This window comes from Mesorhizobium sp. WSM4830, from assembly GCF_055811495.1.
This window is the reverse complement of the sequence record NZ_JBVVQI010000030.1, coordinates 25,198-51,829: the sequence shown is the minus strand read 5'-3', so window position 1 is coordinate 51,829 and position 26,632 is coordinate 25,198. Positions and strand designations below refer to the sequence as shown.

The window sequence follows — 26,632 nt, the reverse complement described above, 5'->3', positions numbered from 1 at the left end:
GTCACGCTGCCTTCTTCTGAGTACGATGGTGCCGGGATCCACTTGCGGGGAAGAACCAGGCCTTTTCCGCATCGATGGTTAGTCCGAGGTCCTCATGGACCCGCAGCGATTGAGCCTCTTCGGCAGCAATGCGGACGACGAGCTCGGCGCCGTCGGCACGGACAAACACGTGGGCATCGGTCCCCGTATGCTCGATGCGCATGACGCGAACCGGCAAGGCGCGCGGCTGGTCACGACCGACCAGGGCAGCATGCTCGGGCCGGAAAGCCAACGTTCCGGCCTCTCGGCATTCAAGAGCATCGCGAATGACGATCCTGCTGCTGCCGATCGGAAGCGCTCCGCCAATCGGTGCTGTCACAGCCAATTCGTTCAAGAATGGCTGCGCCAGGAACCGCGCTACCTCCAGATCGACGGGATCGCGATAGAGATCAGCCGGGCTCGCAATCTGGCGGATTTCGCCGCCGAACATGACGGCAACACGGTCGGAAAGCGCCGCCGCCTCGGCTTGGTCGTGGGTCACGAACAACGTCGTCGTTTCCATCTCCTTGTGGAGCCGCGCGATCTCGCCGCGCGTATGGATGCGCAGCGCTGCGTCGAGGTTCGCCAGCGGCTCGTCCATCAGGAAGATCTTCGGATTACGCACCATGGCGCGCCCCAACGCCACACGCTGCCGCTGTCCACCGGAAAGTGCGGCCGGACGGCGATCGAGCAGCGTGTCGAGCTTGAGGAGTGCCGAGGTCTGCCGGACCCGCGTCTCGATCGAGCGATTGCGCTCGTCGGCGCCCGGCAGCAGAGGTCCGATCACCGGGAGCCGTTCGAGGCTTGAGAGTTCCCGCATGACCAGAGGGGCGGCGATGTTGTCGTAGACGCTCAGGTGCGGATAGAGCGCAAAGCTCTGGAACACGAAGGCGAGGTCGCGATCCTTTGGCGCGACGCCGTCCAGTTCCCTGCCGCCGGCGCGCACGTGACCCTGGTCCGCACGCTCAAGCCCCGCTATGATGCGCAGAAGCGTGGACTTGCCGCAGCCGGAAGGCCCGAGCAGGGTGACGAATTCGCCGGCGGCGACTCTAAGGGAAACATCGCGAAGGACAGCCGTCGCCCCAAAGCTCTTGCTGATCTTGTCTATATGGAGATCCAAAGCTGCCATTCCGGTTCCTTTCGGTTGGCGGCAGCTGTAGTGGTGTTTTATTTCATCTTCATGACAGAATGGAGTTTAGTTTCATTTTTGGACGGGTTGCTCCATCGCCTTGCCAAGCGCCACCATCAGGCTCTCGATGACGAAGATCTTGCCGACCATCGGCGTCAGCATTGCACCGATCGGGAGGTCATGAAGGCTCGAAGCCTTTAGGTTAAAGTCCGCCGTTTCACCCAAGGGGCTGCGAGAGCGGTTGGTGATGGCGACCGTCACCGCCCCGGCGGAACGGGCCGTCTTGAGGAACTGCACGGTGTCAACCGACAGACCCGAGATCGAGAAGCCGATTGCCACGCATCCCGGACCGAGCCCGTTGGCGACCTCGTGAGCCATGTTGGAACTTCTGAACGCCAAGGCCGTAAGCCCAACACGCAAGAGCCTATAGGCAAGCAGTTCAGCCGTCACACCCGACATCCCCGCTCCATAGAGATCGATCCGTCGACTTGCCGCAAGTGCTGCGGCGACCTTTGCAAGCGTTTCGGGATCCGCATTGCTGTGTGCGATGGCAAGGTTCTGCGCCATGGAATCGTGCAGTGACTTCAAGACTTGATCCGGCTGTTCGGGGCCCGCGGAATGAAGCCCGGGGCGGCCGATTTCCGCCGCCAGGGCCAGCTTGAAATCTCGAAAGCCGGAAAAGCCGATCTGCCGGCACAGCCGCAAGATGCTTGCTTCACCACTACCCGCGAAGTCACCTAGCTCCGCGACGGATTGGTGCAGCACCTTTTCAGGGTTTTCCAAGATGTACTTGGCGATGCGCGCGAGCGCGTTTGGCAGAAGATCGAAGTCCTCCTGCAAGCGAACCAGGATATTCTCATGCCGTGCCGCTGTCGCCGCCGGTGAGTTGATGTTCATCACCAAAATACCTGTTCCTTTAAGCGCCCTGACTGTCGGAAAGCCGGCCCGCGATAGGGAACGAGATCAGCGCGCCGAGCCCCAGAAAAAACAACAGCACTCCGAGCCCCGCCCCACTCAGATCAAGGCGGGCCACCACCGGCACGCGAGATGCCCAGGTGCCGAACAAGACACCGTTGACGGCAAATGCAGCAGAGACGCTGCGCCAGGGAGTAAGCAGACTGGTCATTTTGCTCCGCGACGTTGGGGATAGCTCGCAGTCAGCCATCGGCGTATCGCGGCAGCAAATATCGGTGTTTAATTTAAGTTTTGTGACGAAGTGGAGCTTTATTCCAACCGAAGGGCAACTGTTTGTTCGCCAGTTGCTGGAACTCGGCCATGCGTGAGCGACCATCGAGCGATCCGTAGCCTCCCGTATCCGAGCGGATCGGGATAGGTGCTCCAGTAGATCCGACCGAATGTCCCCCGGCGGTATGGTCTCGATTTCGAGCTTTGCGCGCCCGAAATCGGGTGGAGGTGGAACGCCGGGCATTCAGTCGAAATCGCCTCTGGCCATGCCTTCCGCCGCGGACAACACCGAAGCGTCATCGCCTTGCTGAAGGGCACGAAGACCCGTCCGCCCATCGAGCGCGCCATGGGGTGACACCAGAAACCGGTAGACCGCCCAGGCATTGTTGCCCAACATCGCATGGAGCGCCGGCAATGCCCCGAAGGGCCGGCCATGCTTGTCGAGCTGCCAGACAGGAAACCGGAAGCCGCGCTTGGCACCATCGATGCCGAGCACCTGCCCGCTCTGCCGCTTGGCATTGACCGTCACCCGCGACGTGCCGATCAGCTTGGAAAAGGCATCCGCGCTCAACATGTCTTCGCCGGCGACAATTTCGGCAACACGCTTTCGACCGCGTTCGCGCGCCTGGACGAGCGCGGCTTCAAGCTCAGCGTCGGGCTTGCCCGTATCCTCGACGGGAAACGCATCTGAAGCGCTCGGCTGTTCCTCGATCGGCGTGATCGTCTGCGCGCCGGCGGCCGGATCGACCTCTACCCGGAACGATACGCGATGGCCGATCTTGCGGCTGTGTGCGATCGCCTCCTGATAGCGTTCGAGCAACATTTTTTTGAAATCGGCCTGTGCCGGCAACTTCGTGGTAAAACCCATGCTGGCGACCCCCGCATGAGACCCGGTCCCGCTATGATTGCTGCGTTTTGGAGCGGCCATGATGACAACCTCCTGCTGTCACCAATATGGTTACAGATCGTAAGTTCGTCAAGTTCGATAATTTCGTAAAGATGATGTTATCGTGACCGACCGAGGCTCACATAATCCCCCACGCCCGAAACCTTCCCCTGCCCGTCATCTCGCGCAGCCCAAGCTCACCGACCAGATTCAGCGCCCCCTGTTTTGTCACTTTTAGCCCCTTCTGAACCATGCCAGTCGAGACAAGTGGCCGCGACAGCACCAGCTCGATCAGGTCGGAAAGTTTTGAACTGACGCGCCGCTCCCGCAGCCGCCGTTCCATCTGCCTTTTCGCCATCACCAGCCGGTCATGCTCTTTCAACCCGGCCAGCGCTGCCTCGTGGATGGCATCGACAAAAGCCAACAACCGATGCGAGCGATTGCGCGCCTGCCGCCGCTCGCGCGGAATGTTTTTCGCGCCGAGATGCAGGCTGGCGAGATGGTGGGCGGCAAGGCCTTCCTGCCGCAGCAGCGCGGCGACGAACAGCGGCCCGAGCCACATGCCATGCTGCAGCACTTCGATGTTTTGCCAGGCCTCGAGCAGGAGCGCCGCGCGCAACACCGCCGGCAACTCCCGCGTTTCCGCAAGGACGGCCTGCCATTCGGCCAGCCGTTCTTCTTCATTCCAGTCGAGATCGTAGATCAGGTCCGGCCGGTCACGTCGTGACGTTTCCTTTTTTCGAGCAGGCACGTCGGCGCCGCTGAGAATCTTTGACGAGCGTGCCAGGACAGCATCGATCTCGGCAAATTCTTCGGCCAGAAGATCGTCGTCAGCGTCATCCCGACCGTCAGCCTCAATGGGGCTGGCCCGCTCCCCTTCCCGACTTTTTTGTCCCGCCGCAGGCGGAGCGCCGTCCCGACCGGTCAGGGCCAAAAAACCTTCTCGGCTGAGCGCCCAGTCCGGCTTCTGCACAAAAATGCGCCGGCGGGTACGCAGCACCGCGTGCGCGCGGGTGAGTTCGTGGGTTGGGGTGCGAATGTCCATGTGGGCGTCGTGCAGGACGAGGTCTTCGAGGTGGACGAGCTCGCCCTCGAGCCACAGGGCGGCGGCTGCGTCGGCGAAGTGCTGGCGCTCGACAAAACCGTCGCCGACGGGGGAACGGGCCAGCCGCTCGTCAAGGCGGGCCAAAACCTCGGTGGCGCGGGCAACCGGTCCGATTAGGGTTTCCAGGGGCAGTTTGTCGAGCGTGTAAGCCATTGTTTTCATGATGACTGATTCGCATTAGTCAATGCTATCAGGCAGTTAAGTTGACTTGCGGGGGATTTTCTCTGGCGGCTATATCACTATCGATAATCACCTCTTATCGATAGTGATTGTTTTTGCGGCGCAAATCAGCCATTTTCGGCCCCAAGATGGCCGCCGACGACGTCCCGCGCGGCCGAGAATGACGCAAGGCGCGGCTTTCTACCGCGCAAAAAGGGCCCACCGGCATGAGCGAAGAAAAACCCGTCCGCCTGCCCGACCCCGCTTCGGTCGAAACCGTGCTCGCAGCTCTGGAGGCGCAGTCGGCCGACGCCGAGCTCGCCGCTGCCCTCAACAAGGCCTTTCCAGGCTTTGCCTTCACCGTCGAGGCGATCGACGAACCCTATTGGCGCAACCCTCACGCTGTGATCGCTGCTGACGGCACGCGCCGCGGCGATCACCGTGCCTGGATCGAGCGCGAGCTGCAGGAATGTTGCGGTAATCTCACCGCCTTTTGGAACCGACATCGGGAGAGCAAAGAAAAATTCGCCGAATGGCGCGGCACCAGCGCCTTCGCCTTTGCGCCGACCGGGCCGGGCGTCGCCGATTTTTTGCAGATCTCGCTCGGCCGCGAGATCGAGGTTTTGGCCGGACCCGTGGTCGATCTCGACTATCGCCCCCGCAACGTTGACGATCTGTTCGAGCCGATCTGGGTTTCCCGCGGTTCCGCGGTCGAGACACAACAGCTGGCAGGGCCAGTCTACCGGCTGCGCGGCCGTTCCGGGGGCGGCATCGTCCACATGCGCAGTTTTCTGGCGCGCCGGGCCCGAGTCGAACGCGAGCAACGCCAGGCGCCGCGGCCCGAGCTCGCAAACCGCGTCATCGAGGTTGGGCCCGCCGGCACACGAGACATCCCCTTCCTGGAAGCCAGTCCCGGGTGGTTCGATTTCGTACCGCGCGAAAACCGCTTTTTTGCCGACTGGGAGCGGTCGAGCGCTTGCGGCCACCGCATTTTTGCCCATTGGGCTTTTGACATCCACGATCTTGACGATCGTGGCCGGCGCGAAATCGGTTTTATCCCGCGGCCACTGAAAATGCCGGCCGAAAGGCTGCTCGTCGAAGATGGCATGTCCATCCACCGGGTGATGGAGCGCATCGAGGCGATCGACGCCGAGGTGGGCCTGCCCTTCGCCTGGTTCTTTTTTTTGACGCACGGGCACTGGGTCGATCCGGACGTCGGCGATGCGATCGCCAACGGCTTGCGCGCCGGCCGCGTCCGCCTGCCAGACCGCGATGCAGCTGTGCTGCTCGCCTGGGCCGACAAAAAATATCTGTTCTGAGCCGCCGCCATGGATCTTCGCCTGCCAAAGCCCGTATCCGAGCAAAAACTGCGCCGTGCGGAGGCGCTCGATGCGCTGGAGTCGGTGCTGCCGTTCGACCGGCGCGATTTTCTGGCCGAACTTTTGACCGACGACGACGTCGCCACCCTGCGCCATCTCGCCAAGGAAGGCATCGGCGAGAATTCCCTGCGCGCCCTGGCCTCAGATCTCGGCTACCTCGAAGCCTGGTCTCTGGCCGCGACCGGTTTTTCGCTCCCCTGGCCGGCGCCGGAGGCGCTGCTGATCAAATTCGTCGCCCATCACCTGTGGGATCCCGCAAAACGCGATCTTTTGTCCACGCACGGCATGCCCGAAGAGGTGGCTGCAGCGCTCAGGACCCAAGGCCTGCTGCGCGTCGATGGACCGCATGCACCGAACACCGTGCGCCGGCGTCTGTCCAGCTGGTCGACGCTGACCAAATGGCGCGGTCTTAGGGGAAAGTTTAATGCGCCAGGCCTGCGCAGCGCCATAAAACTCGCCGTGCGCGCGAGCGCCCGCCCGCGCGGCCGCAAGAGCAAGAAGGCGGTGACCGCCGACATTTTGACCGCGCTCCTAAAAGCCTGCGCCGGCGACCGTCTCGTCGACGTCAGGGATCGCGCGATCCTCATCACCGCCTTCGCCTCCGGCGGCCGCCGCCGCAGCGAGATCGCTTCGCTCAGGATCGAGCAGATCATCGAAGAAGACCCGGTGCCGGCCGATCCGAAAGCTCCCGACGGCGAAAAACTGCCGTGCCTGTCGATCCGGCTCGGCCGGACCAAGACGACACAAGCCGACAGCGACGCCTTCGTGCTTCTGGTCGGCCGTCCGGTCCTGGTCGTGCGGGAGTGGCTGGAGCGTGCGGACATCAGCGAAGGCGCCGTGTTTCGCGGCATCGACCGTTGGGGCAATCTCGAAAAACGCGCCCTGACGCCGCAGGCGGTCAACCTGATCCTGAAGCGCCGCATCGCCGAGGCCGGCCTCGACCCGCAAGCCTTTTCCGCGCATGGCCTGCGCTCGGGCTACCTCACCGAAACCGCCCGCCGCAGCATTCCGCTGTCCGAAGCCATGCAGCAGTCGCAGCACCACTCCGTCCAGCAGGCTTCGCGCTACTACAACGATGCGGAACGGCAGTTGGGACGCGCGGCAAGGCTGATTGTCTGACGCGTCCCCAGCCGTTCTCTCGGAAACACTGCTGCCCGCACAAAGACGGCCCTTGTGCACTATTACGACACCGATTCACAGCAGCGGCTTGGCAGTAAGCGCCCACTCTTCCCTCTTCCAAAGGCCGATCAAGTCCAAGGGCCCGACGCCTCCTTCCGGCTCGGGATCTGTTCCTCTGAGACCGAGCGGCACCGTCCTGCTTCCTTGATCCCTTGCCTTCCCTTACAATCTCTTCCAGACACAGAGGAGTTCCGCCATGAGCGAAGACGCCTTCAACATGTCGATCCGCAAGTTCCTAAAGGAAGTCGGCGTCACCTCCCAGCGCAAGATCGAGGAGACGGTGCGCGAAGGACAAATCGGCGGCGAGAAGAAGAAGAAGTTGAACGTCCGCATAACGCTGACGGCGGAAGGCACCGGCCTCAACCACGTGGTGGACGGCGAGATCGAACTTCCATAAGCCAGGCCAAACGTTCGACGCGGCCGAAAGCGTCGAGACGAATTGGCAGTTGGAATGGGGTCTGGTCGGATCCACGCAGTACCGCTCACCACGCTCTTGGCTATCGGCCCGACTGGTGCAGTTCGAATACAAGCGAAAACCAAGCCCTCGGCCTGTTGCGGACCGCGCCGCTCATTCGACATCGACATTGGCCAGCGGCCACGCCGGGCCATTGCCGGTTGCCTCCTCCTGACGGCCAAGCTCCCGCAGCACCTGGCTTGCCGACACCCGCCACGCAAGCCATTCGAGACGATCATGGGCGATTTGTTCAATGTACTGACCGTAAAGCTGCGGATAGGCGGTTCTCAGCCAAAATCGGTGCTGTGGACAAAGCGACGTTGCCGCAAACACCTTGTCGCGCCATGCGTTTCTGATCTCCGGCTCGAAAAAATCGGGCTGAACACGCACGATCTTCGGATCTTTCCAGGAGAAAGGCTCCAGAAGGATATCGCAGCTCCACTTCACTTCCTGATTTTGTGTCACGGTTCCCGCGCAAGCTCTTGGAGGGGCCGGTGTCGCTTTGCAGTTAATTATGAGAATCGCATTTCAATGATTTCAGTTGGTTAGCTGTGCCCTTAATTTGAGAACGTGCACTTAATTTGATAACCATACTGGGCCGTCGGCATTTAATGTGAGGAGCAGCGTCGGCAACGCAACGGGAGCGAATTTCTCGAGGACGGTGTATAAAATTCAAAGGATTTATGACCTTCACGCTGATGCGATTGCAGTTAAATTGAGAATCTTAGCTACCCCATTCTCGCAATTAACTGCCAAACCCAACCGAAACGACCGCATTCTCACCATTAACTGCCAAGCAACAGCACCAATCACCGCTCGAGCCGGCACCGCTTGAGCCGGAACTGCGCACCGGCTCGCACGGCGATTTCGAACACGGCGTCGATGTCATCCTCTCCGAAACCAGGCCGGGGCGATCCTGCAGCTCGCTGCCTGGCCGGGCCAGGAGAAGGAGTTGATATCAGGTATCCGCACCGTGACCGGCCTCGCTCTGCCCGATGGCGCCGGCGCCGGCAGCACCGACGGCATGAGGTCGGTGTTCGGCTTTGCGCCGGGAAAATTCACTGTGAGGCCGAAGGCTTGGCGTCGGCCTTTGCCAGTGTCGTCACTTCGGCCATCGGTACGGTGACCGACCTTTCGCACGGCCGCACCGCGATCCGTATCGCCGGACCGAAGGCCGAATGGGTGCTGGGAAATTCTTCGCCATCGATTTCGCGCTGCCGGCTTTCCCGATCGGCGCCGGCCGCTCGACCATGCATCACGACGTCTTCGCCCAGATCCAGCGCACCGGCGCCGATCAGTTCGACATCTATGTATTCCGCTCGTTTGCCCGCTCGTTCTGGAAGGCGCTCTGCCACGCCAGCGAGGAAGTCGGCTACGAAGTGCAGTAGACTGAGAGACGGCGCGTCGTCACCTCACGTGGCGCCAGCTCATTGGCGAACGTCACCCACTCTTCCAGCGGCGCGCGGTCGGTGCGGAAGGCATTTTCGGGCTTGGATGTGTCTTCATGGCCGAGCGCCATGCCGCAGACGACGATCTCCTCGTCGGGGATGTTGAGCACCGGCCTGATCTGCCGGTGATAGGGCGCGAAGGCAGCCTGCGGGCAGGTGTGCAGGCCCCTGCCCCGCGCCGCCACCATGATGTTCTGCAGGAACATGCCGTAGTCGATCCACGACCCCTTGTTCAGCCGCCGGTCGACGGTGAAGATCATGCCGACCGGCGCGTCGAAGAAGACGAAATTACGGTCATGCTGCGCGCGCATCCTGTCGACCTCGCGACGGCCGATGCCGAGCACGCCGTAGAGACCGAAGCCGTTGGCCCGCCGCCGGGTGAGATAGGGTTCGAAGAACTGGTCGGGATAAAAGCGATACTCGTCCCACTCGGCCTTTTCGGCGCGGATGCCGGAGTTGAGGATGGCGTCGGTGATCTGCTGCTTGACCTCGCCCGTGGTGACGTAGACCCGCCAGGGCTGCATGTTGGTGCCCGAAGGTGCACGCGCGGCAACAGAGAGAATGGCGCGGATCGTCTCGTCATCGACCATGTCGGGCAGGAAGGCGCGCACCGAACGGCGCGACGTGATTGCCTCGTCTACGATCGCCGCATCATCTGTAACTGTAGTTCTGTTTTCTAGCATCGGCCGTCCTTAGCGCATGACCCCGGAAACCGGAAATCGGTTTCCGGAAAGGATCATGCGCAGTCTAGAAATGATCCAGCGTGACAATGGGATCACCTCAAGCGAGCCGATGACGCGCGCGCCTTCGCACCGGGCAAGACGGGCGACTTCGCTGCCTACTCCGGGGGAGACACCGGTTATGACGATGATTTTACCTGTAAGTTTCAACGGCTTCTCCAATTTAATGGCTGAGGGACGGCACTCTCGTGCAGGCGACCTTCCAAACGAGTTGGCCTGATGAGGCGCGCGGCGTCCTTGACCGGAGCCGCCGCCGCTCAATTGAACTTCTCAATGACCGCCAGAGACCGCGCCCGCGCGTGCCGTTGCCCGACTTAAGCGTTGGTCCCACCTGGCGATCGAAAGATCGATGCGCCGTTAGGCGCTGTCCTTATCCAGCATCGGGCAAGATTGATAAAATCGATTGTTTGTATGAATCTTATCGGCGCTGTGGATACACGAAGCCGCTCTGATTTTGGTCTTTTGAGGCTGCCGCTGAGCCCTGCGGCGACGTACGGATTTGCCCGCATCGGCTTCTTCAAGCCGGCGCATGTGAAGTGACTTCTGGCGTTTGCCGTTCGCGCGCTGACCATCGCCCGCAAAAAGCTGGTCGGGCAACGCGTCATGCACACCAGATCCGCGGTGTTGTCGTGGGTGTTTCAGTCCCGCTTAATCAAACAGGCGCTGCAGGCCGGCGAGGGAATAGCCGGGCTATCCGCCGCCGTGCAGAGCCTCATTGCAGCGCGTGCCGCGATGCACTCGGCCGTCGGCAATCGATGGCAACATCTAGAACGTCGCGAAACGTTCACGGCATGCCGCCGGCTAATGATAGTCCCAGGCGTCGACAACCTGCCGGGTGCGTAACCCTGCTCTATGCGGCGGGCGATGTCATGCTGACATCCTTATCGAGACGCATTGAAGCCTGTTTGGCGACGCCGATCCCCAGCATTTCAGCTTGTTGCTCGGACCTATCTTGCGCTTTGCACGCGGCTACAATGTCATCATCGCCCAGGAAACGCGGGGCCTTTAATTGACAGGTGATACCGGTAAGTGGGTGCTCGATCTGACGATCAGTGCCGTCACTGATCACCTGCGCGCCTGGGGCGAGCGCTATTCCTTGCTCGAGGTCGTCTGTGACGATTCAAAGCCGCTCCACGCACTTGCGAGCATTTACGATGGCATGGTGAATCGTCCGGATCCCGTCTACATCAACGTTTTCGGAAAGCGCCGACGCCTGACCTGGAACATGGCCAAGCCGATCGCTTTCGCATCTTCAGCCGAGAATCCTGCGGTGCAACTTGCCGATCTTGTTGCTGGCGCAACCGCCGCCATTGCGGCTCATGAAGATAACGACGATTTCCGGCCACTCAGGGAAGCGGTGTTTCCGAATCTGAGTGACGAGTGCATTCTCCCGGACCTCAGCATCATTGACCTTGCGGGGGATGAAGCCCCGGTCAATGCACTCGTGCTGGAGGATCTCGCCTTCCGGGCAACGAATAATCCCGACGGCGAAAAGCTGCCTTGCCTGTCGATCCGGCTTGGCCGCACCAAGACGACACAAGCCGATAGCGATGCTTTCGTGCTGCTCGTCGGCCGTCCGGTGCTGGTCTTAAAGGACTGGCTCGAGCGCGCCGGCGTCACTGAAGGCGCGGTGTTTCGCGGCATCGACCTTTGGGGCAATCTCGAAAAACGCGCGCCGACGCCGCAGGCGGTCAACCTGATCGTTAAGCGCCGCCTCGCCGAGGCTGGACTCGATCCGACGCTTTTTTCCGCCCATGGCCTGCGCTCCGGCTATCTCACCGAAGCCGCACGCCGCGGCATTCCGCTGCCGGAAGCCATGCAGCAGTCGCAGCACCGCTCCGTGCAGCAGGCCTCGAATTACTATAACGACGCCGAACGGACGCTCGGTCGAGCGGTCAGGATTCTTGCCTGACCAGATTGGTAGATGCGTGAGATGATCTTGGTTCTATGGAATTCACTCGATATAGATCTGGCCGACGGTGCCGAGCAGTCATCGTTCAATCTCGATGAACTCGACGCTTATCCCGCCAGCGTGCCTGGAGCCCAAATGTTTGGTCTTGAATCCAACGAGATCAGCAATGCCGTCCCTATCGGTTAGCAAGACGACACGTTCATGATCTTCGAGTAGGCTGTTGATGGGTTCGTGCAGGCTTGTGTGGCCGCGACGTGAGCGTCTAATGTCGTTATTGACGAGGTCGAGTTGCCCGACGCTTTGAATCTCGGAATCGACGAGGGCTACGGCTGCTGTGCGCCCTTCCGCAACCGAGGATAAAAGCCCGGCGAAGTCTGGCGCGTCGATCGCAGCCGACATCGACGCTGATACATCGACCGCAAGCATGAGGAGCGGTCCCGCATCGACACCAGTCCTGCGGAAGACTGGCTCGCCCACGTAGTCCCGAACAATCTCCTTCAATGTTTCGCGCTGTCTCAGGTGGCTTGGAGTCAAATCACCGATTACGATACATCGGCCGCTGACATCGCGATCGGCTGCGTGGAAGCTCTCCCGCGCTGGGCCATGATTGACGAGTAAGACCTTCGCGGCGCGATGCGCCCGAGCATAGTCGATCAGTGCCTCCCGGAATCGTGCCGGCGACCCGCGCTTGTAATGCTTCACCTCGACGACGAGACCACACTCTTCCCGATCTCCGGAGCTGCGCCACAGGCTGTAGTCGGGTTGGACGTGGCCCGTGCGGCCATGCCCGATCGGTGCGATGAGACGGCTGCGCCGCTCGGCGAACAACCTAACTTTCGGGTGGCTCGAACGCACTGTCGCAATGACAGACTCTCGAAACGCGAAAGTGATGCGGCCTTTCTCGTGATTGAGCGCGCAATCGTGGCCGTCGAGAGAGTTGACGATCTCGGTCGCGATCCAGACGGCGTAGAGCTCGTGGCGACGCTGCCAGAGAGGCAGAGATAGAATGCGCTCCAATTCCGGCAGCTCCGCCCGAATGCCAATCTTGCGTCTCGGGTAGCGGCTTAACGCGATGGCGAGCCGTTGCCCGACCATGCGTTGGCTTGCCTCATCCAACGACACATACCGCCCAAGCTGCGCCACTATGAAGCCAAGTTGAAAGTCAGTCTCGTGCTGCGCGATAGTTCCTAAGTTGAAGCCGTCGCTGCTCTCGAACCCGAGCCTATGATCCCGATAGGCTTGCATCATTGTCTCGCGATCTGGCCAAGCACGGCGAACGCGGTCCACCAGAACGGTGGCGATCGAGATCGCATCCCGAAACCCAGCCGGGACACGATCGGCGTGGAGCGAGCGAGGGAAGGAAGATAAAGTCCCCCATAATGATATATTTGCTGCCAATGATCGACATCTGGGACACCGGTCTTCGCGCGCCATTCTGCATCGATCAGGTCATCACCCGCCCGCAAGATTGCCGAAGCGCCTTCGGAATCGACAGCTGGGACATCCACTTCGCAATCGAGCGCGTTCCAAGTCTCGAGAAACTTCTCGAAATGCTTCAGTTCGAAGTGTTCCTCGTCGATATGGATATCCCATTGGGAGCGGCCCTGCTGCACTCCGGCAGCCTGGAAGAAGCTCAGGATGGCGCGGAACATGGCCACGAAGGGCTCTGCCAAGTCAAAGACAGCTCTGACGAGATGATCGGTGGAACTGGAGCGCAGCGCCTCCTCCAGTGTGGCGGCCGATGGCGAAAGTGCGGTGCGTAGGTTCTCCCCGAAATCGGCATCGCGATCGTCGAGCTCAAGCCCGCCCGCCGCACAAAGCCTGCTCCATGCCTCGAAGCTGTCGCGCGTCACACTGGTCATATTTTTCCTCCGCAAAGATGCGCGTCGATGCTAACCGAGAACCCTCACCCTGTCCTTGTTTGATCGGCTTTGCGCCCGCAGCGCCGCAATCAGCATCGGCGGTGACGAAATCCGCCAGCTGTTGCATGTCGGCAGGCACACGCTGATAGCAACAGAAAGCCCCGGCCTCCCCCGTTACGCGCCAAACAGCCGCCGGTCCCAGTAGACGGGCTGGTGCAGACTTGTTTGGATCCTTGAAAACTCCGGATGCGCCGGATTGATCAGCACATTGCAATCGAGGCGCGCCACGACACTAGGCACCAGCAGGATGACGCTGCGCCGTGCTAAACACCAAGCTTCGCCATATCCCCTGCTCACCGTCGCCGGCATCGTGTCCCAGCCCGGCAGTGACGGCTGGGAAAAGACCTCGTAGCTCAGTCCGCGCGGGATTGTGATTTTGATGTAGTGCTGGTTGGGCGGCAGGCGGCCGCTGCCATGCACCAGCTTTTCCAACAGGGCCGTCGAATAGTGCTCGCTGGTGTAGATGATAGGACTTCCGGGCGTGTTCCATCGCCCTGGCGCGATTGTCGAGCCGGTCGCGTCGAAGATCGGGTAGGTGCCGGCCGGATCGCCGATGCGAAAGGACGATAGCGTGCGATCGAGAGTCTGCGCCGTCACGCAGCACTGCCGTACTTCAGACCTCCGAGGACATCGACCACCATTTCGGCGCCGAACTCGCTCAGGATAACGACATCGATCGGTCGCTTGTCCTCAATCATCGGGTGCGGCCGAAACAAGAAATCGCGCGCTTCCTCTTCGTTCTGCCAGACATCGACAGCAAGACCCCAGATGCGCGCCACGCGGGCCAATCGTGTGCCCTCGTCCGACGAGAGGCGATGTACCGCCTTGCGCCGCTCATAGGTCGCCTTGGGGATCAGCCGGTATTTGAACTGAGCGTCGCCAGGCGCCAGAAGATGCGCAACGCGCTCGAGCGCCCCAATGGGAAGTCCATGCTCGATCCGGGAGATCAGCCCGAAGGGCGACCGCGCCGCCACCTCTTTAACGGGCAGCCCCAACACGTCGGCGACATTTCCGAATGCTGGCATCTCACTCTCCAATCCATTTGAGACAAAATATAGCCTCACATGATGCGCCATACAAGCCCCCCGCATCAGCGCGAACGATCCGCCAACGGTTACCCTGTCATCTTTGCTGTCACGCCGTTCGCTCGCAATGCCGCCATCAGCATCGGCCCGACCGAAAACGCCCCTGCCCTGGCCTTGTCAGTCAGCACGCGCAGGTATCCGCCGGCGGAATTGATGTGCTGAGCGCGTTGCAGGATGCAGGCAATCACGATCGCGGCGGTTTCCTGGCCCATCGCATGGCAGGCCTCCTCATATGCCGACAGCGAGACACCAAGGTAGCCCCTCACCTGGGCGGCGGTAATCATGAAATCGCGCCAACTGTCGATCCCATCAACGGCGTAGTCCGCAATTTCAGGGCAGGCCTTTAGCACCATCCCCAGCGGGTATGTTTTCGGGGCCTCTGCGGTCCTCGTCCTGGGCTCGGCCGTCGGCCCGCTTTTCTCCAAAGCAGGTTCAAATTCAAAAATAGAGTCGGTGTTTGAATTAGATTGCTGCCGCTCGTTTTGAGAGTCATTGCCGTTCGGATTCGTGGATTTCATATGGATTTCCAGCAGCTTATCCACATCATCACGCAAGGCGGCCAGATCGGCTACGATCGGCTCGAGCTCGGGGACGCTGGCACGGCGCGGAACCGCCTCCACAACGCCGCGGAATCGCTTCCACAGGCCCCCCCAGTCTCCTGGGACATCTTCGTCAAGCGCCGCCTCGATCAGCTTGTGGATGTCACGGCGCTGCAAGGTGATCCGCTCGCGGATAAGCCTGAGCGCCCTGTTGTCGGCGCGAACACGCTCGGCCGCCGCCTCGCACTCATAAGCACGAGCCAGCAGCGGCGCCAGGGAGAAGCCAAATGCTTCCTCGATCTCCCCTCCTCTGCCCTTGCGGGCGTAGCGCTTGCCGTTCGGGCTATCCCGACGGATGATCAGCCCGCAGTCCACAAGAGCCGCCAGGTGCCGCCGGAGCGTGGCGTCAGGCATCCCGTGCGCCCTGAGAGACAGCTGAGCGTTCGAGGGAAAGACGATGAGGTCGTTTTCCTCGCTCAACTCACTGTCAGGATAAAATGATAGCAACGCGTTCAGGACGGCCAGAGCACGATCCCCGATGCCGACGATGCTCTTGCCTTCGCAGAGATTGCGATAGATCTGCCACTTGTCGACGACCCTGCCCTTGGGGATTTCACGTGAATCGTTTTGCGCTGCCAGCATGGCAAGCGACATCGGCCGCCGCCCAAAGGGCGTCGTTGCAATACCCGTCTCCATTTTTTCTTTCACCCTCGATTAGGCAAAAGAAATCTGCTCGCCAAAACGACGCCAAAGACTCTTGACAGTGATTCGGGGAAATGCGATTCTCAGCTTGCGACAGACGAGAAGGGCTTCCGCGACGGTGACGTTCGGGGGCCTTTTTCTTTTGCGGTTTCAGTCTCCTATTGATGTCTTCTCCGACTTTCTGAACGCCTCATAAAGGTTGCCCAGATTATCGGAAATCCACGTCCCAAAGCGGCTGCCGTCCATCTCCTTCACGGCGATCGTGATGGCCTTGCCTGCCTTCTTGACGCTGACGCTAACTGATTTGTCCTCGGGGACCCAGGACTGTGCTTGGGACTTAATGGCTACCTTGCGAACCGGCTTCCCCTTAGCATTCAAGGCTGCTAGCAACCTTTCGAAGCGTTCGTTGCTCTCCAGCTCACCGAATTCTGGTTCGGACACGATTGCATTAACCACTTCGGATTTCTTGCCGGCGAGCAGAGACAGCTCAACCCAACGCTCGCGGCCTACAGACGGAGCTGATCCAATCTTACCGATCACAGATGCGGGAATTCTGGTGACAACCGATACCATCTTCGAGACCGCAGCGGCGTTCGCGGCCAATGCTGACGAGATCACATCTCTGTCGTACCCCAAATCCTCAAGGCGCTTTGCGAACATCGCCTTCTCGATGAAAGTGAGATTTGCCCGAGCGGAATTCTCCTGACCCTGGGCAATTACATGGGTCCTGTCGTCGATCTCCTTGACGACTGCCCTCACCCTCCGTCCCAGTTCGCGAGCGACTCGGACTCTTCGATGGCCGAAGACGATCATGTAGCGGCCGTCTGAGCTCGGATGCGGACGGACAAGTATGGGAGAATCCTGCCCTCTCTCCCTAATCGCTTCCAGCAGCTCTTGATATTGTTCCTCGTCGTCGCCCATGCGGTCGGAAACGAACGAGCCATCGACTGCGCTTGGGTCGAGTTCGACCACATGCTCCCCCTCAAGATACGCATCGGCTTGCTTTGCCAACTCGTTGACTGAGCGGATCATGGATTTTGACGCGCCGCGGATTGGATATGCCGCAGCGGAGGCTGATGACGTCCGGTCGTCGGCCTCAGCTTCTACCAGGCCTGCAAGAAGATTCTTACGTGCCATATTTTACCTCCAGATAGCGCGTAGTGCATTGAATACATTTGGCAAATATCCACTTTTGTCAGCAGACAAAGTCAACGCCCCCATGCTTCATGAATCAAAGCTACGATTTCGCCGTTTACGACGTCCAAGGCCTCCATTGCTCGCTCGTATGTGGAACGGGTCATCGCATTCTTTTCGACTTCGTAGAGGGTCTGCTTGGTAATCCCCGCATCGGAAATCGCCGTTGATTTCAACATCTGGTTCTTGAGAATGAATTCGCCGAACAGCGTATGCAGGAACGCCACCATCTGCGCTTGCGGCTGATCCGTGGGTTCGAATCGAGTAACAAGATAGCGATACCATTCCAAATTCACCTCCGCACCGGCCGCCCTGATCGGCTCCAGGATGTTCCCGAGCATGAGCAGAAACTGGCCCATGCTCATAACATCGAGCATTTGCGGATGGATCGTGATCAACACTGAGGTCGCCGCGGTCAGTGCGGTGATCGTAAGGTAGCCAAGCTGCGGCGGACAATCGATAACTATGACATCGTAGAGATCGTCGACTTCCATCAATGCCTTCGAGATGCGCGTGAAAAACGCCCTGCCCACATTCGAAGACTTGTCCGTCATTGCTAGAGGCGTGTCGTATTCGAATTCCTGCAGCTCTAAGTTCGCTGGGACGATGTCCAAGCCCGGAAAATTCGTCGGCTTGATGATTTCCGAGAGAGGCACCCTCTCGTCGTCATAACGAATCGCGTCGTAAAGCGATTTTGTCTGGTCAAGTTCAGGTTGGAACCCATGCAAGGAAGAAAGCGACGCCTGCGGATCGAGATCGACAGCTAGGACACGGTGCCCGGTAAGTGCCAGGTATTGGGCGAGGTGGGCAGCGGTAGTGGTCTTCCCGCTGCCCCCCTTGAAATTAACCACAGCCAAAATCTGAAGCTTCTCGCTCGGTCGCCGATGGGGAACATACATGCGGGCATCGGATCGACCGTACTGGTCGAGATACTGGCGCAACTCAAGCATCTGTTCAGCAGTGTACGAGCGTCTGCCCGACGTCGAGGTTTCAGGCACCGGTCCCTTTCCTTCCAGATGCAGTTTCTTCAGATGGCTCTGGGACACCCCCAGATACGTGGCAACCTCCGCCAGCGAGAACGAACGAAGATTTTTCTTTGCATGGGGAGGGAAGCGCTGCATCGAAAGCAGGTGCAACTTCTTCGATATCTGGTCGCCCTGATCGAGGATACTTTTCTCGAACAGCAGCGGGACTTTCGTAGGAACGGGCGAACTCACGTTCATTCGATCGAGACTCTCTAAAAACGATTTTTGACGTAAAAGCGCCAAGCAACCGTCATTATGTCCGATTCGTTCGCCCGGGCAAGAAATTTAAAGTTAACAAAAGCTTAATGGTCTCAGGATAGCATTACATGATGTGATTCATGCAACTGAATATGCTACATAATTCGGCGATTTTGTCTGCGGACAAAGCGTGCTTATCCCAAGCACAGCTCCTGCTTACCCAAGCGTCCCGCGCAAATTCTTATCGGCTTTCCTTAGGCGACCCGCACCGGTGCCTGGCGAGTGATCGCGACATTGAGCTCCTGGCGACGATCGCGTGACCGACATTCGGATCGAACCAATGGTCGTGGGTCATCAGAAAGAACCAGGCGAAGGGCAGATCGATTTCGGTGTCAATCGCCTTAATCCGTTCCATCAGCCGGTGCACGGAGACGCCTTCGTCGGCGAGCAGCCGCTCAGTCCAGGCAACAAAGAAGCGGCTTTCGCGCGGCACGAAATCGAACCAGTCGGGATCGGCGTCAAAAAATGCGGTTTCGCGGGTGCCATCTGGGCCGACCTCGCGGATGAAACGGTTTTCCAGCTCGGGCCGCTGCGCCTCGCGCAGTTTGCGTTGGATGCGCGTCCGGCGCGCCAAAAAACTGCGCATGTGGACGATGCCGCCGCCGGAACGGCCGCGCAGCCGATTGACTGGCCCTGCGGGCTGTTGTGTCTCGACCGCGGAACCGCGCAGAATCCAGGTCGGCTCGAACAGATCGTCGACTTTGCGGGGGCGATAGTCGGGATCGACCACCGCGCCGGCCAGAAACTCGATCTGGCGGCCGAGCGAGATCTGCACGAAGTCGGCGACGCCGGGACCGGTCGGGGCAAAGGCGAAGGCGGTGGTGCCGCGCCATTCGGCGAATTTTTCCCCGCTCTGGCGATGCCGGTTCCAGAAGGCGTTGAGGTCACCGCCTACCTCGGACAGTTCATGCTCGACCCAGGCGCGATGGTCGCCCAGGCGGGTGCCGTCGGCAGCGACAACGTCGTGAGGGTTGCACCAGTATGGATCGTCAATGGTCGCGACGGTGAAGACGAAGCCTGGAAAGGCCTTGTTCAGGGCAGGGGCGAGTTCGATGTCGGCTGACTGCGGCTCTAAACCCGCGAGCACGGTTTCGACGGAAGCGGGGTCGGGCAGGCGGACGGGTTTTTGCTCGGTCATTCTTGGGCTCCGGCCGGCTGGGAAATCCGCGCTTTTTCATCAAGGGAATGCCGCGCGTCGTCGTCGGCGATCTTGGAGGCGATTCTGGCTCATTTGGGTCACGAGAACAACGCTGACGTCGCCGACCGCCGATGGTGCGCTAGAGGGCGGCAACTTGTGCGACCAGCCTGAAACGACTATCTTGCACGCATGATGAGCAAGCATCTGGGTTCAGTCCTGACGACGGTGAACGCGCCCTACAGTGATCAACTGGACGAGGCGGCGCTGGCGCATTGCCTTGCTGATATCGATCTGGCCAAGCAGCATCCCGGTCATGTCAGCGCCTTTCTCGGCGAGGTCCCTCTCGCCCAGCAAGTCGAGTTCGCAACCGCGCACCACATCGCGGTCGACGACCTGAAGGCGTTTGCCGCCAAGTTCTCTGCCTGGTCCGGCGAGAGCTATCCGCTCGCCGCGTAATGGCTGGACTTGATAGCCGACGCCCGTCCGAATGGCGGCGGCTTTTTGGCATTACTATCGACCTGATCGATCAGCTTCGCGAGAATGCCGGCGGCGATGACTTTGAATGGTCATTTGGCGGCGGAACGGCGATGATGATCCAGATCGGCCATCGCGAAAGCCATGACATCGATATCTTCCTCGACGACCCTCAATTGCTCGGATTCATCGACCCCTCCAGAAGCCACCTGCACTTCGAAGCGATGCCATCCGACTATCTGGGTGACGGGCTTCGATTTCAGAAGTTCGCCTTCGAAGGCGTTGGCGAAATCGACTTCATCGTTGCCGGAGCGCTAACAAGGACGCCGTTCGAGACCCGTGTGGTGGAAGGCAGGACGGTGCGTCTTGAAACCATTCCGGAAATTATCGCCAAGAAGGTCTATTACCGGGGATCGGAAGCCAAACCGCGCGACATCTTCGACATCGCTGCCGCAGCCCGGTCGCAACTGGACGAGGTCGTCAACGCTCTGCGTGCGCTCCCAGAACAGGTCGCTCTCGCCAGACAGCGGATGGAAAAGCTCAACCCGGAATTCGTCGGCCGCGCGATCGCGCAGCTGATGATCATGCCTGACTACGAAGCGTCGGCCGCCGATAGTCTGGACGCAGCGCTGGCTGTGCTCGACGAGGTGTTGTCATCACCTCAAAGAATCTGACCGCCTCACCCAGCGATCAACCGGGGGAGGGGGCTGTTCAGAGCCCGGACGCCTTGGTGAGATTGACCCGGAAGCGGTCACGCCGCCGCTGATACCTGCGGGTCATCTCGGCGCTAGTATGGCCGAGTTGCTTCTGCACATAGCGCTCGTCGACTTCGGCCGAGGAGGCGAGGCCAGCGCGCAGCGAATGGCCGGCAAAGAGCTTTCCGCGTTCGCCTTCCGGCAGGTCGCCGCGTACGCCGGCCGCCAGCGCGGTCCGCTTGACCAGGCGGGCGACCTCCTGGTCGTTGAGCCGATCGGCGCCGACCGCCTTGCCCTGGCCGGTGACGCGCCGGAACAGCGGTCCGTGTGCGACACGGGCGAGCTTGAGCCAGGTCTGCACCGCGACAACCGGACAGGTGGCATCGGATGAGCCGCGCCCGACTTCGACCTCTCTCCAGCCGGTCTTACCGCGAAGGGAAACGAGCATGCCCTTGTCGAGGATCTCGATCCAGCCGCGGCCGTCCTCGGTCTGGTCGCGGCCGACATCCAAAGCCACGATCTCGGATCGGCGGAGGCCGCCGGCGAAACCGAGGAGCAGCATAGCGCGGTCGCGCAGCCCGCGTAAGCTTCCGCGGTCGAGCGTTTCCAGCATGGCAATCAGATCCTCGGGCAGGATGGCTTCCTTTTGCCGGGGAGGGGAGGCGTGGGTGTTGCGGATACCGGCCATGACGGTGGCGATGTGCCGGTCTTTCCGGTCCAGTGGTTGGCCACGCTGAGAGAAATTCCAGGTCAGCGAGGACAGCCGTCGCTCGATCGTCGACACGGAGTTTGGCGTCCTGTCGCCAGTGGCCGTGCCGGATGCGCAAGCTGTGATGTACAGCCCGACAACGTGCGGATCGGGCGGAAACACCTCGACGCTTTGGCGCCGGCACCAGCTCCCAAAATGCTTCCAGTCGGCGGCGTAGGCGCGGCGGGTGTTGGCCGAGCTCGCCGCCTCGACATAGTCGCGGGCACGATCGGCGAGTTTTTCCAGATGCGCCGGCACACGCGTCTGGCCGCCGCTGATCAGCAGGGCAGGGGAGGGGGCTTTCGCAGGCTGGTCTTCCGGCGCCTGATCCATCGCCATGACGATCGAGACGATGTCCGGCAGCTCGCCGTCGGGACTGTCGGCGCCGGCCCTGGGCTCAGCCGACACCGGCGTGGCGGAAACAAGGTCTTGCGGCCAGCTGTGGGACGCTCCGGATGATGGCTGAGGGCGATTGTTGGGCTTCTGCTCGACGAAAACGGCCATTTCTCATATAGAGACGAAAACGAACGATAAGGCAAGATTATCATTCGTTTTATCGCCCCGACAGGTTGTGCGCTTTGGCGCGAAAACGATAGCGCAAAGCGCACGGCCGCTTTACCCTCCAAAACCATGATTCGCCTCGATCCCGCGACCGCCAGCTCCGCCGCGCCGCCGACCGTCCCCGCCTGGGCGCTCGCCGCCGGCGCCGCCAGCGACGCCGACGCCGCCTTCCAGGCCGGCGCCGCCCTGGCCGCGCTCGACACCCTTGCCCGGGCGCAGCCTGCCTGGGCCGGCGCCTGGCGGCAGCGGCTGGCGCATCGCTGTGCCGCCGCCAGCATGCGGCTCGCCGGCCGCGCCGAGGACGCGGCCGCCCTGCGCGACGCCTGGCACCTGCGCCCGGTCGGCGTTGATCCCGGTCCCGCCGGCGCCATCCTTGGCGCCTGGCGACAGCTGGCCGGGCAGCCGCCCGTCACCGCCGATCGTTTCGCCAGGATCGTCGAGATGCTCGGACTCCACTGGGACGGTGCCGCGCTTGCCGCGCTTTGCGCGGAGGTCGATAACCTGGCAAAGTCCCAGCGGTCGGCGCCGTTCGCCGCCGCGGCGATCGCCGCTCACGTCGTCGCCATGCGCCCCGATGCCGAGCTATTTGCCTGGTGGCTCGCCGACCTGGTGTTGGCGCAAAGCCTGCGTTGGCCGCGGCCGCTGCCGCTGCTGATGGCGCAGGTTTTTGCTTCGGTCTTTCGCGGCGAGGCCGGCGGCAGGCGCATCCGACCCGGGGACGAGAATTTTGAGCGGGCGGTTTGCCTGGCGCTGGTGGCGGCGGGGGCAGACGCCTGCCGGCTGGCCGCCGAGCTGTCGCGCCGCGCCGAAAAACTCCTGGCCGTGGCTCCGAAACTGCGCGCCAAAGGCGCCGGCGAGGTGATCTTTCTGCTTCTCAGTGAAGACGCCGTCTCCGGCTCGCTGACGACCAAAGACCTGTCGCGCTTTGCGGCGCGGCGCCTGTTCGAGCGGCTGCAACAACTCGAGGCGGTGCGCGAGCTTTCCGGCCGCACCACGTTTCGGCTGTTTGGACTCTAGCGATGGCCGAAGCCTCCGTCCGCCGCAAGCCGAACGATCAGCCGGCGCTGCTGGACACCGAACTCGAGCACTTGCCGCCGGAACTGCGCTGGCGCGAGTGGATGGGCCGCGTCGAAGCGGTGATTTTTGCCGCAAATGAACCGGTGACAGGCAGTGTCCTCGCGCGGGTGGTGGGAAGAAACTGCAATCTCGAGCTGATCATCGACGACATCCGCGCCGAGCTCGCCGACCGCCCCTATGAGCTGGTCGCGGTCGCCGGCGGCTGGCAGCACCGGACCAAGAAAATTTTTGGCGACGCCATCCGCGCCGCCTTCGGCACGGCAGCGGGCGAGGGGGCAAAGGAGCTGACGCAATCGGAGGCGCTGGTCTTGATGTGCATTGCCTATTTCCAGCCGATCACGCGAGGCGAGCTGTCTTCCTTCTTCGGCAAGGAGGTGTCGCGCGACCTGATCGGCGTGCTGCGCGCTGAGCAACTGATCGCCTCGGGGCCGCGCAGCCCGCAGCCCGGCGCGCCCTACACCTATGTGACGACGAAAACCTTCCTGTCGCAGTTCGGGCTCGACACGCTGCGCCAGCTGCCGGATTTCGAGGCCCTCGAGGACGCCGGGCTGCTGTCGAAGGAGAAGTTTTTGGTCGGTGATATCCCGGGATCATTCGCTGCTCGATCGGCCGATATGGAGCTACCCTGACAATGGTTGAGGTCGTCCTTCTCGCCCCCCTCCAGTGGATATATCCGGCCCTCACCGTTGCACGCTGGAAGCCAACGCTCTTAACAGGCGAGAGGACTTGTATTCTCGAGTAGGTAGACATCCTCCTCAGGCCAATCCGGCGGTGCCAAACAGAACGATGTCATGAGCTTCGCGCAGCACGAGGCTACGATGCTGTGGTGCCCTAAGATCCAAATTGACGACGGTGGGGCGAACGCCATCGGCGACCATACGGATCGTTTGCGAAATCAGGACGGCAGCAGCAGTCATACCGACAAAGGGAGCGCCCACCGCCACTTGTCCCAACCGCGTCAGGCCGCATTCGTCGAGATCGCCGCGATCATGAAGATCCTTGTAAGCAGGCGGGCGCCCAACTAGGGCAACGGGCGCATTTCTTTGATGCCCCGCCTCGTCCATCTCCGGGTCGTCGGCCCAGATATCGAGCGCCTTGTTTGGTGCCGGGAAGCTATGGGTTCTGATCAGGCGGAAATCCTCCAAGCCGCTACCGAGGCCGGCCTCGAAAACCGTCGCAAAGCCCGCGCCTTCGAGGATGGCCCGCGCCTGGGGGTTGTCCACTCCGCAAAGCGCCAGCAGGGGTTCGTCGTGGCCAACACGCAGGTCGGAAGCGAACCTCCGCTCGACCAGCCTGGACTGGAAGCCGCGGGCCTCAACCCAGTCAGCGCAGACGCGGGTCTTCAGCCGCCCGGCGTCTGTAGCGAAAGTGAGAACGGATGTACTCTCGGTCGACGGCCCGGCCCGGTCGATGTCCTGAAGGAACATGCGAACATTTGACGGATCAGCAAACGGCAGGAGCCCGATCGTCCATAGGAAAGCCTGGCCAAGATGGCCAAGCCCAATCACCCAGAAATCCGATGGGAACTGTGCCACGGCGGGTCCATCAGACGTCGGCGATCTCCAATCGGCGGACCCTTTGAGGTCCCACAGCGACATCCCAATCGGTCGGTGTCCCGCCATCGGCTCGCCATCGAAATGAGCGAAGACTTCCGACACGGCCAGCGCTCCAGCAAGCACGCCAGAGGGAGTAAACTCGGCACAGTCGGCGAGGGCAGGGGCGCCGAAGGGCGCTAGGCCGGCTCGCCAGCCTTCGAATGTTGTTCTGATAGCAAAACCCGCGCGATCGACCGGCGGCGGAGCTCCGATGCTGACAAGCGGAACGTCTTGCGGGATGGTCTCGACGACGATGCCATGAAGGTGTCCTACCGCGTCAGCCAGGGTCGCACCGGCAACCACCGGCACAGTCAAAGGCGCGTCTAGGGCGCCCGACACCGTAACGCCGCCAAGAAGGGTGCGGCGAGCGCAATTGAGAGCGGTGAGCAGCGCCGCCTGATGGGTCGGGCTCGAGGCTGCGCTCTCGCCGATGAAAAGGTGCATCCGGAAAGAATGCAACTGCTGCTGGGCTTCCTCCGCGGTAGCGGCCGTGCCGCGATCCATGAAGAGCTTGGCGGACCTGTTCAGGGTATCAATGATATCTTCAGCCATGGATTGTTCCTTCTATGCGCAGTGTGGGCCGCAGAAGCGACCGTTTGAGAATGGTCCAGCGAAAACGGCCCAGGTAGCGGTAGAGCCCGATCTCCTCGAAGCTGATCGGCTCGGCGGCAAAGCGAGGCAGGATCATTGCGATGTGACCCGGCTCGGCGATCATCGGGTGCAGCCGATCAGATTCGCTTTGCCCGGCACTGCCGGGATGGGTGTGAACATCGGCCACGACAACTTCGCCACGTTCACGGCAGATGTTCCACAAATCCGCCATCGAGCCGCCGTCGATCTCGATGATGCCGGTATCGAACGCGTGAGGATCGATCTCGTCGTAGAACACGATAGAGCTGACCCTGCGGTGCGCTGCAGTCGGCCCGAGCAGGAAGGCGCCGCTTTCACGGCGATTGCCGCCTCGCATGCGCAGCCCCTCAAGCAGCTCGAGCCAGAGGCCAGCCGAGATGGAAAGATCAGGCGGCCGGCCGAACAGGCGCGAAATAAGCAAACGAAGCCAAAAGGTCATGGATGATCTCCAGATAATGAACAATTCCGCGGGTGGGCTTCCAGAGCAGTTCGGGGTGTTCCACGATCCACTGCTCGTGGCCGGGCAACGCCATCCGGTCACATGGCAAATAGAGGGCTGCGGCGTTCCAGTTGGGATTGAAGGCCGCCGCCACCCGGCCCGCTCCCTTGGGCCAATTTCCTGCGGCAAGCGGCGCGCCGGTCTCTATGTCGCAAGGCCTGGCGTTCGGCAGTTGCGCTGGATAACCGTCCAGAAGAAAACGGAACCCCCATTCGGTGCCATCGCGCGCTCTGATAGCGAAGTCGGCGATCGGCCACGCTACGCGCAGCAGACGCCATTGTTGTTTGATCGTGCCGAACTGGAAATCAGGGCGCTCCAGGTGTTCCCGGAACGCCCTTTCCTCGGCCGTCGCCAAAGCTTCCATCAGCCCTGTACCAACTTCTTGCGGACCAGGTCGAACACCACGGCGCAGCTTTCGCCGGTGAAGCTGCCCAGATGCGCATTCTGGGGCGGCTGGACGCGGCTACCATGGATCTGGAGGACGTGTTCCTCGGCCTCCTCCTTGCCAAGGCCCGCCTTTTCTACAGCCCAGCGGGTCACCTTTGCGATCGTCGCCGAGGGCGCGAACTTGTGCTTGAAGGCTTCCGTCTTGTAGTGGACGGTGACGTCGACTTTGCGGCAACGGTGGGCATGGAACACCGGGTGATCATGGCCATGGAGCGGGTGGTGGTGCTCCAGGGGCTCGTCGTCGTCCTCCTTGAAAATCAGGAGCTCGGCGACATCGATACCGCGCTCCTTCACCACGGCAAGGAGATCCCCGACGACGGCAGCCCCTTCCAGTTCGACGCGATCGAGAGGCTCGGCTCCGGCCGCGAAAAAGATTACAGTTTTCATCTATCAGTTTCCTCTATTCCGGCACGGCAACAGGCCGCCCTTGAACATTGGATCGGCTGAGT

30 protein-coding genes and 1 pseudogene are annotated in these 26,632 nt (G+C 61.3%); 10 read left to right on the top strand and 21 right to left on the bottom strand.

Going from position 1 to position 26,632, the window contains the following annotated elements; translation table 11 throughout:
• Position 1 precedes the first annotated feature (1 nt).
• The gene (locus tag AC0L2Y_RS28280) at positions 2-1,147 is read right to left on the bottom strand and encodes an ABC transporter ATP-binding protein (RefSeq protein ID WP_473561024.1); all 1,146 of its coding nucleotides are present in this window, start codon (positions 1,145-1,147) and stop codon (positions 2-4) included.
• A 72-nt stretch (positions 1,148-1,219) separates the two neighbouring features.
• Entirely contained in the window at positions 1,220-2,044 is an 825-nt protein-coding gene (locus tag AC0L2Y_RS28275; protein WP_473561046.1) for a MurR/RpiR family transcriptional regulator, read from the bottom strand.
• A 158-nt stretch (positions 2,045-2,202) separates the two neighbouring features.
• Between AC0L2Y_RS28275 and AC0L2Y_RS28270 the strand changes: the two genes are divergently transcribed.
• Complete coding sequence (locus tag AC0L2Y_RS28270; protein WP_473561023.1) at positions 2,203-2,430, top strand: hypothetical protein; 228 nt, start codon at positions 2,203-2,205, stop codon at positions 2,428-2,430.
• 146 nt (positions 2,431-2,576) lie between these two features.
• Here AC0L2Y_RS28270 and AC0L2Y_RS28265 read toward each other — a convergent pair whose 3' ends face one another.
• Positions 2,577-3,200: an XRE family transcriptional regulator gene (locus AC0L2Y_RS28265; protein ID WP_473561022.1), complete on the bottom strand. Its 624-nt coding sequence runs from the start codon at positions 3,198-3,200 to the stop codon at positions 2,577-2,579.
• A 157-nt stretch (positions 3,201-3,357) separates the two neighbouring features.
• Positions 3,358-4,476: an RHE_PE00001 family protein gene (locus AC0L2Y_RS28260; protein ID WP_473561020.1), complete on the bottom strand. Its 1,119-nt coding sequence runs from the start codon at positions 4,474-4,476 to the stop codon at positions 3,358-3,360.
• Positions 4,477-4,709: 233 nt separating this feature from the next.
• Between AC0L2Y_RS28260 and AC0L2Y_RS28255 the strand changes: the two genes are divergently transcribed.
• The 3 genes from AC0L2Y_RS28255 (at position 4,710) to AC0L2Y_RS28245 (ending at position 7,437) form a co-directional block, all read left to right on the top strand.
• Entirely contained in the window at positions 4,710-5,801 is a 1,092-nt protein-coding gene (locus tag AC0L2Y_RS28255) for a hypothetical protein (RefSeq protein WP_473561019.1), read from the top strand.
• A 9-nt stretch (positions 5,802-5,810) separates the two neighbouring features.
• Positions 5,811-6,980, top strand: a complete 1,170-nt coding sequence (locus AC0L2Y_RS28250) for a tyrosine-type recombinase/integrase (RefSeq protein WP_473561017.1) — start codon at positions 5,811-5,813, stop codon at positions 6,978-6,980.
• Between the two features lie 256 nt (positions 6,981-7,236).
• Complete coding sequence (locus AC0L2Y_RS28245; protein WP_008878415.1) at positions 7,237-7,437, top strand: DUF6494 family protein; 201 nt, start codon at positions 7,237-7,239, stop codon at positions 7,435-7,437.
• A 171-nt stretch (positions 7,438-7,608) separates the two neighbouring features.
• Here AC0L2Y_RS28245 and AC0L2Y_RS28240 read toward each other — a convergent pair whose 3' ends face one another.
• Positions 7,609-7,959: a DUF5131 family protein gene (locus AC0L2Y_RS28240; RefSeq protein ID WP_473561015.1), complete on the bottom strand. Its 351-nt coding sequence runs from the start codon at positions 7,957-7,959 to the stop codon at positions 7,609-7,611.
• 377 nt (positions 7,960-8,336) lie between these two features.
• On the opposite strand from AC0L2Y_RS28240, the pseudogene AC0L2Y_RS28235 reads away from it, so the two are divergent.
• Positions 8,337-8,882: pseudogene (locus AC0L2Y_RS28235) on the top strand (sarcosine oxidase subunit gamma).
• Here the strand turns inward: AC0L2Y_RS28235 and AC0L2Y_RS28230 are convergent.
• The 3 genes from AC0L2Y_RS28230 to AC0L2Y_RS28220 all read right to left on the bottom strand — a co-directional run bounded on the left by AC0L2Y_RS28230 (position 8,867) and on the right by AC0L2Y_RS28220 (position 10,291).
• Positions 8,867-9,625: a nitroreductase gene (locus tag AC0L2Y_RS28230; RefSeq protein WP_473561012.1), complete on the bottom strand. Its 759-nt coding sequence runs from the start codon at positions 9,623-9,625 to the stop codon at positions 8,867-8,869. The pseudogene AC0L2Y_RS28235 and the gene AC0L2Y_RS28230 sit on opposite strands and share 16 nt — an antisense overlap.
• Positions 9,626-9,634: 9 nt before the next feature.
• Positions 9,635-9,832 carry a hypothetical protein gene (locus AC0L2Y_RS28225; protein WP_473561010.1) on the bottom strand — a complete coding sequence of 66 codons (198 nt, stop codon included), beginning with the start codon at positions 9,830-9,832 and terminating at the stop codon, positions 9,635-9,637.
• A 207-nt stretch (positions 9,833-10,039) separates the two neighbouring features.
• A complete protein-coding gene (locus tag AC0L2Y_RS28220; RefSeq protein WP_473561008.1) occupies positions 10,040-10,291 on the bottom strand; it encodes a hypothetical protein in 252 nt (83 codons plus the stop codon).
• A gap of 400 nt (positions 10,292-10,691) precedes the next feature.
• Between AC0L2Y_RS28220 and AC0L2Y_RS28215 the strand changes: the two genes are divergently transcribed.
• The gene (locus tag AC0L2Y_RS28215; protein ID WP_473561006.1) at positions 10,692-11,594 is read left to right on the top strand and encodes a tyrosine-type recombinase/integrase; all 903 of its coding nucleotides are present in this window, start codon (positions 10,692-10,694) and stop codon (positions 11,592-11,594) included.
• Between the two features lie 78 nt (positions 11,595-11,672).
• Here AC0L2Y_RS28215 and AC0L2Y_RS28210 read toward each other — a convergent pair whose 3' ends face one another.
• The 8 genes from AC0L2Y_RS28210 to AC0L2Y_RS28175 form a co-directional block, all read right to left on the bottom strand.
• Positions 11,673-12,842 (bottom strand): hypothetical protein, encoded by a 1,170-nt coding sequence (locus AC0L2Y_RS28210; RefSeq protein ID WP_473561004.1) that lies wholly within the window; start codon positions 12,840-12,842, stop codon positions 11,673-11,675.
• Positions 12,839-13,456: a hypothetical protein gene (locus AC0L2Y_RS28205; protein WP_473561003.1), complete on the bottom strand. Its 618-nt coding sequence runs from the start codon at positions 13,454-13,456 to the stop codon at positions 12,839-12,841. Before AC0L2Y_RS28205 ends, AC0L2Y_RS28210 begins: the two co-directional genes overlap by 4 nt.
• A gap of 174 nt (positions 13,457-13,630) precedes the next feature.
• Entirely contained in the window at positions 13,631-14,113 is a 483-nt protein-coding gene (locus AC0L2Y_RS28200; protein ID WP_473561001.1) for an RES family NAD+ phosphorylase, read from the bottom strand.
• On the bottom strand, positions 14,110-14,541 hold the full coding sequence (locus AC0L2Y_RS28195; protein WP_473561000.1) for an antitoxin Xre-like helix-turn-helix domain-containing protein: 432 nt from the start codon (positions 14,539-14,541) through the stop codon (positions 14,110-14,112). The genes AC0L2Y_RS28200 and AC0L2Y_RS28195 overlap by 4 nt, the downstream gene beginning before the upstream one ends.
• Positions 14,542-14,630: 89 nt before the next feature.
• Positions 14,631-15,836, bottom strand: coding sequence for a plasmid replication protein RepC (gene repC, locus AC0L2Y_RS28190; protein ID WP_473560999.1), 1,206 nt, complete (start codon positions 15,834-15,836; stop codon positions 14,631-14,633).
• A 156-nt stretch (positions 15,837-15,992) separates the two neighbouring features.
• Entirely contained in the window at positions 15,993-16,979 is a 987-nt protein-coding gene (gene repB / locus AC0L2Y_RS28185; RefSeq protein ID WP_473560998.1) for a plasmid partitioning protein RepB, read from the bottom strand.
• A gap of 71 nt (positions 16,980-17,050) precedes the next feature.
• Positions 17,051-18,259: a plasmid partitioning protein RepA gene (gene repA, locus AC0L2Y_RS28180; protein WP_473561044.1), complete on the bottom strand. Its 1,209-nt coding sequence runs from the start codon at positions 18,257-18,259 to the stop codon at positions 17,051-17,053.
• 241 nt (positions 18,260-18,500) lie between these two features.
• Positions 18,501-19,457 (bottom strand): hypothetical protein, encoded by a 957-nt coding sequence (locus tag AC0L2Y_RS28175; protein WP_473560996.1) that lies wholly within the window; start codon positions 19,455-19,457, stop codon positions 18,501-18,503.
• Between the two features lie 192 nt (positions 19,458-19,649).
• Between AC0L2Y_RS28175 and AC0L2Y_RS28170 the strand changes: the two genes are divergently transcribed.
• Both AC0L2Y_RS28170 and AC0L2Y_RS28165 read left to right on the top strand, forming a co-directional pair.
• Positions 19,650-19,913, top strand: coding sequence for a hypothetical protein (locus AC0L2Y_RS28170; protein ID WP_473560994.1), 264 nt, complete (start codon positions 19,650-19,652; stop codon positions 19,911-19,913).
• Positions 19,913-20,605, top strand: a complete 693-nt coding sequence (locus tag AC0L2Y_RS28165) for a nucleotidyl transferase AbiEii/AbiGii toxin family protein (protein ID WP_473560993.1) — start codon at positions 19,913-19,915, stop codon at positions 20,603-20,605. The genes AC0L2Y_RS28170 and AC0L2Y_RS28165 overlap by 1 nt, the downstream gene beginning before the upstream one ends.
• 37 nt (positions 20,606-20,642) lie before the next feature.
• On the opposite strand, the gene AC0L2Y_RS28160 is transcribed toward AC0L2Y_RS28165, so the two are convergent.
• A complete protein-coding gene (locus tag AC0L2Y_RS28160; protein ID WP_473560991.1) occupies positions 20,643-21,878 on the bottom strand; it encodes a site-specific integrase in 1,236 nt (411 codons plus the stop codon).
• 126 nt (positions 21,879-22,004) lie between these two features.
• Between AC0L2Y_RS28160 and AC0L2Y_RS28155 the strand changes: the two genes are divergently transcribed.
• Positions 22,005-22,952 carry a DUF1403 family protein gene (locus tag AC0L2Y_RS28155; RefSeq protein ID WP_473560989.1) on the top strand — a complete coding sequence of 316 codons (948 nt, stop codon included), beginning with the start codon at positions 22,005-22,007 and terminating at the stop codon, positions 22,950-22,952.
• Positions 22,953-22,954: 2 nt separating this feature from the next.
• On the top strand, positions 22,955-23,641 hold the full coding sequence (gene scpB / locus AC0L2Y_RS28150) for an SMC-Scp complex subunit ScpB (RefSeq protein WP_473560987.1): 687 nt from the start codon (positions 22,955-22,957) through the stop codon (positions 23,639-23,641).
• Positions 23,642-23,767: 126 nt separating this feature from the next.
• Here scpB and AC0L2Y_RS28145 read toward each other — a convergent pair whose 3' ends face one another.
• From AC0L2Y_RS28145 to AC0L2Y_RS28130, 4 genes are read right to left on the bottom strand one after another with little or no spacing between them, the layout of a single operon-like run.
• The gene (locus AC0L2Y_RS28145) at positions 23,768-25,159 is read right to left on the bottom strand and encodes a hypothetical protein (protein ID WP_473560985.1); all 1,392 of its coding nucleotides are present in this window, start codon (positions 25,157-25,159) and stop codon (positions 23,768-23,770) included.
• Positions 25,152-25,676, bottom strand: coding sequence for a hypothetical protein (locus tag AC0L2Y_RS28140; protein ID WP_473560983.1), 525 nt, complete (start codon positions 25,674-25,676; stop codon positions 25,152-25,154). The genes AC0L2Y_RS28145 and AC0L2Y_RS28140 overlap by 8 nt, the downstream gene beginning before the upstream one ends.
• On the bottom strand, positions 25,624-26,100 hold the full coding sequence (locus AC0L2Y_RS28135; RefSeq protein WP_473560982.1) for a DUF7665 family protein: 477 nt from the start codon (positions 26,098-26,100) through the stop codon (positions 25,624-25,626). The genes AC0L2Y_RS28140 and AC0L2Y_RS28135 overlap by 53 nt, the downstream gene beginning before the upstream one ends.
• Positions 26,100-26,570: a hypothetical protein gene (locus AC0L2Y_RS28130; RefSeq protein WP_473560980.1), complete on the bottom strand. Its 471-nt coding sequence runs from the start codon at positions 26,568-26,570 to the stop codon at positions 26,100-26,102. The genes AC0L2Y_RS28135 and AC0L2Y_RS28130 overlap by 1 nt, the downstream gene beginning before the upstream one ends.
• Positions 26,571-26,632: the final 62 nt, after the last annotated feature.

What these genes read in the sequence shown, in the direction of transcription:
- repA (WP_473561044.1), bottom strand. Translation starts at nt 18,259, where the DNA reads ATGAACGTGAGTTCGCCCGTTCCTACGAAAGTCCCGCTGCTGTTCGAG.
- AC0L2Y_RS28130 (WP_473560980.1), bottom strand. Translation starts at nt 26,570, where the DNA reads ATGAAAACTGTAATCTTTTTCGCGGCCGGAGCCGAGCCTCTCGATCGC.
- AC0L2Y_RS28250 (WP_473561017.1), top strand. Translation starts at nt 5,811, where the DNA reads ATGGATCTTCGCCTGCCAAAGCCCGTATCCGAGCAAAAACTGCGCCGT.
- AC0L2Y_RS28255 (WP_473561019.1), top strand. Translation starts at nt 4,710, where the DNA reads ATGAGCGAAGAAAAACCCGTCCGCCTGCCCGACCCCGCTTCGGTCGAA.
- AC0L2Y_RS28245 (WP_008878415.1), top strand. Translation starts at nt 7,237, where the DNA reads ATGAGCGAAGACGCCTTCAACATGTCGATCCGCAAGTTCCTAAAGGAA.
- AC0L2Y_RS28135 (WP_473560982.1), bottom strand. Translation starts at nt 26,100, where the DNA reads ATGGAAGCTTTGGCGACGGCCGAGGAAAGGGCGTTCCGGGAACACCTG.
- AC0L2Y_RS28165 (WP_473560993.1), top strand. Translation starts at nt 19,913, where the DNA reads ATGGCTGGACTTGATAGCCGACGCCCGTCCGAATGGCGGCGGCTTTTT.
- AC0L2Y_RS28265 (WP_473561022.1), bottom strand. Translation starts at nt 3,200, where the DNA reads ATGGGTTTTACCACGAAGTTGCCGGCACAGGCCGATTTCAAAAAAATG.
- AC0L2Y_RS28205 (WP_473561003.1), bottom strand. Translation starts at nt 13,456, where the DNA reads ATGACCAGTGTGACGCGCGACAGCTTCGAGGCATGGAGCAGGCTTTGT.
- AC0L2Y_RS28170 (WP_473560994.1), top strand. Translation starts at nt 19,650, where the DNA reads ATGAGCAAGCATCTGGGTTCAGTCCTGACGACGGTGAACGCGCCCTAC.
- AC0L2Y_RS28230 (WP_473561012.1), bottom strand. Translation starts at nt 9,625, where the DNA reads ATGCTAGAAAACAGAACTACAGTTACAGATGATGCGGCGATCGTAGAC.
- AC0L2Y_RS28145 (WP_473560985.1), bottom strand. Translation starts at nt 25,159, where the DNA reads ATGGCTGAAGATATCATTGATACCCTGAACAGGTCCGCCAAGCTCTTC.
- repC (WP_473560999.1), bottom strand. Translation starts at nt 15,836, where the DNA reads ATGGAGACGGGTATTGCAACGACGCCCTTTGGGCGGCGGCCGATGTCG.
- scpB (WP_473560987.1), top strand. Translation starts at nt 22,955, where the DNA reads ATGGCCGAAGCCTCCGTCCGCCGCAAGCCGAACGATCAGCCGGCGCTG.
- AC0L2Y_RS28195 (WP_473561000.1), bottom strand. Translation starts at nt 14,541, where the DNA reads ATGCCAGCATTCGGAAATGTCGCCGACGTGTTGGGGCTGCCCGTTAAA.
- AC0L2Y_RS28260 (WP_473561020.1), bottom strand. Translation starts at nt 4,476, where the DNA reads ATGGCTTACACGCTCGACAAACTGCCCCTGGAAACCCTAATCGGACCG.
- AC0L2Y_RS28280 (WP_473561024.1), bottom strand. Translation starts at nt 1,147, where the DNA reads ATGGCAGCTTTGGATCTCCATATAGACAAGATCAGCAAGAGCTTTGGG.
- repB (WP_473560998.1), bottom strand. Translation starts at nt 16,979, where the DNA reads ATGGCACGTAAGAATCTTCTTGCAGGCCTGGTAGAAGCTGAGGCCGAC.
- AC0L2Y_RS28275 (WP_473561046.1), bottom strand. Translation starts at nt 2,044, where the DNA reads ATGAACATCAACTCACCGGCGGCGACAGCGGCACGGCATGAGAATATC.
- AC0L2Y_RS28210 (WP_473561004.1), bottom strand. Translation starts at nt 12,842, where the DNA reads ATGATGCAAGCCTATCGGGATCATAGGCTCGGGTTCGAGAGCAGCGAC.
- AC0L2Y_RS28175 (WP_473560996.1), bottom strand. Translation starts at nt 19,457, where the DNA reads ATGACCGAGCAAAAACCCGTCCGCCTGCCCGACCCCGCTTCCGTCGAA.
- AC0L2Y_RS28160 (WP_473560991.1), bottom strand. Translation starts at nt 21,878, where the DNA reads ATGGCCGTTTTCGTCGAGCAGAAGCCCAACAATCGCCCTCAGCCATCA.
- AC0L2Y_RS28155 (WP_473560989.1), top strand. Translation starts at nt 22,005, where the DNA reads ATGATTCGCCTCGATCCCGCGACCGCCAGCTCCGCCGCGCCGCCGACC.
- AC0L2Y_RS28140 (WP_473560983.1), bottom strand. Translation starts at nt 25,676, where the DNA reads ATGACCTTTTGGCTTCGTTTGCTTATTTCGCGCCTGTTCGGCCGGCCG.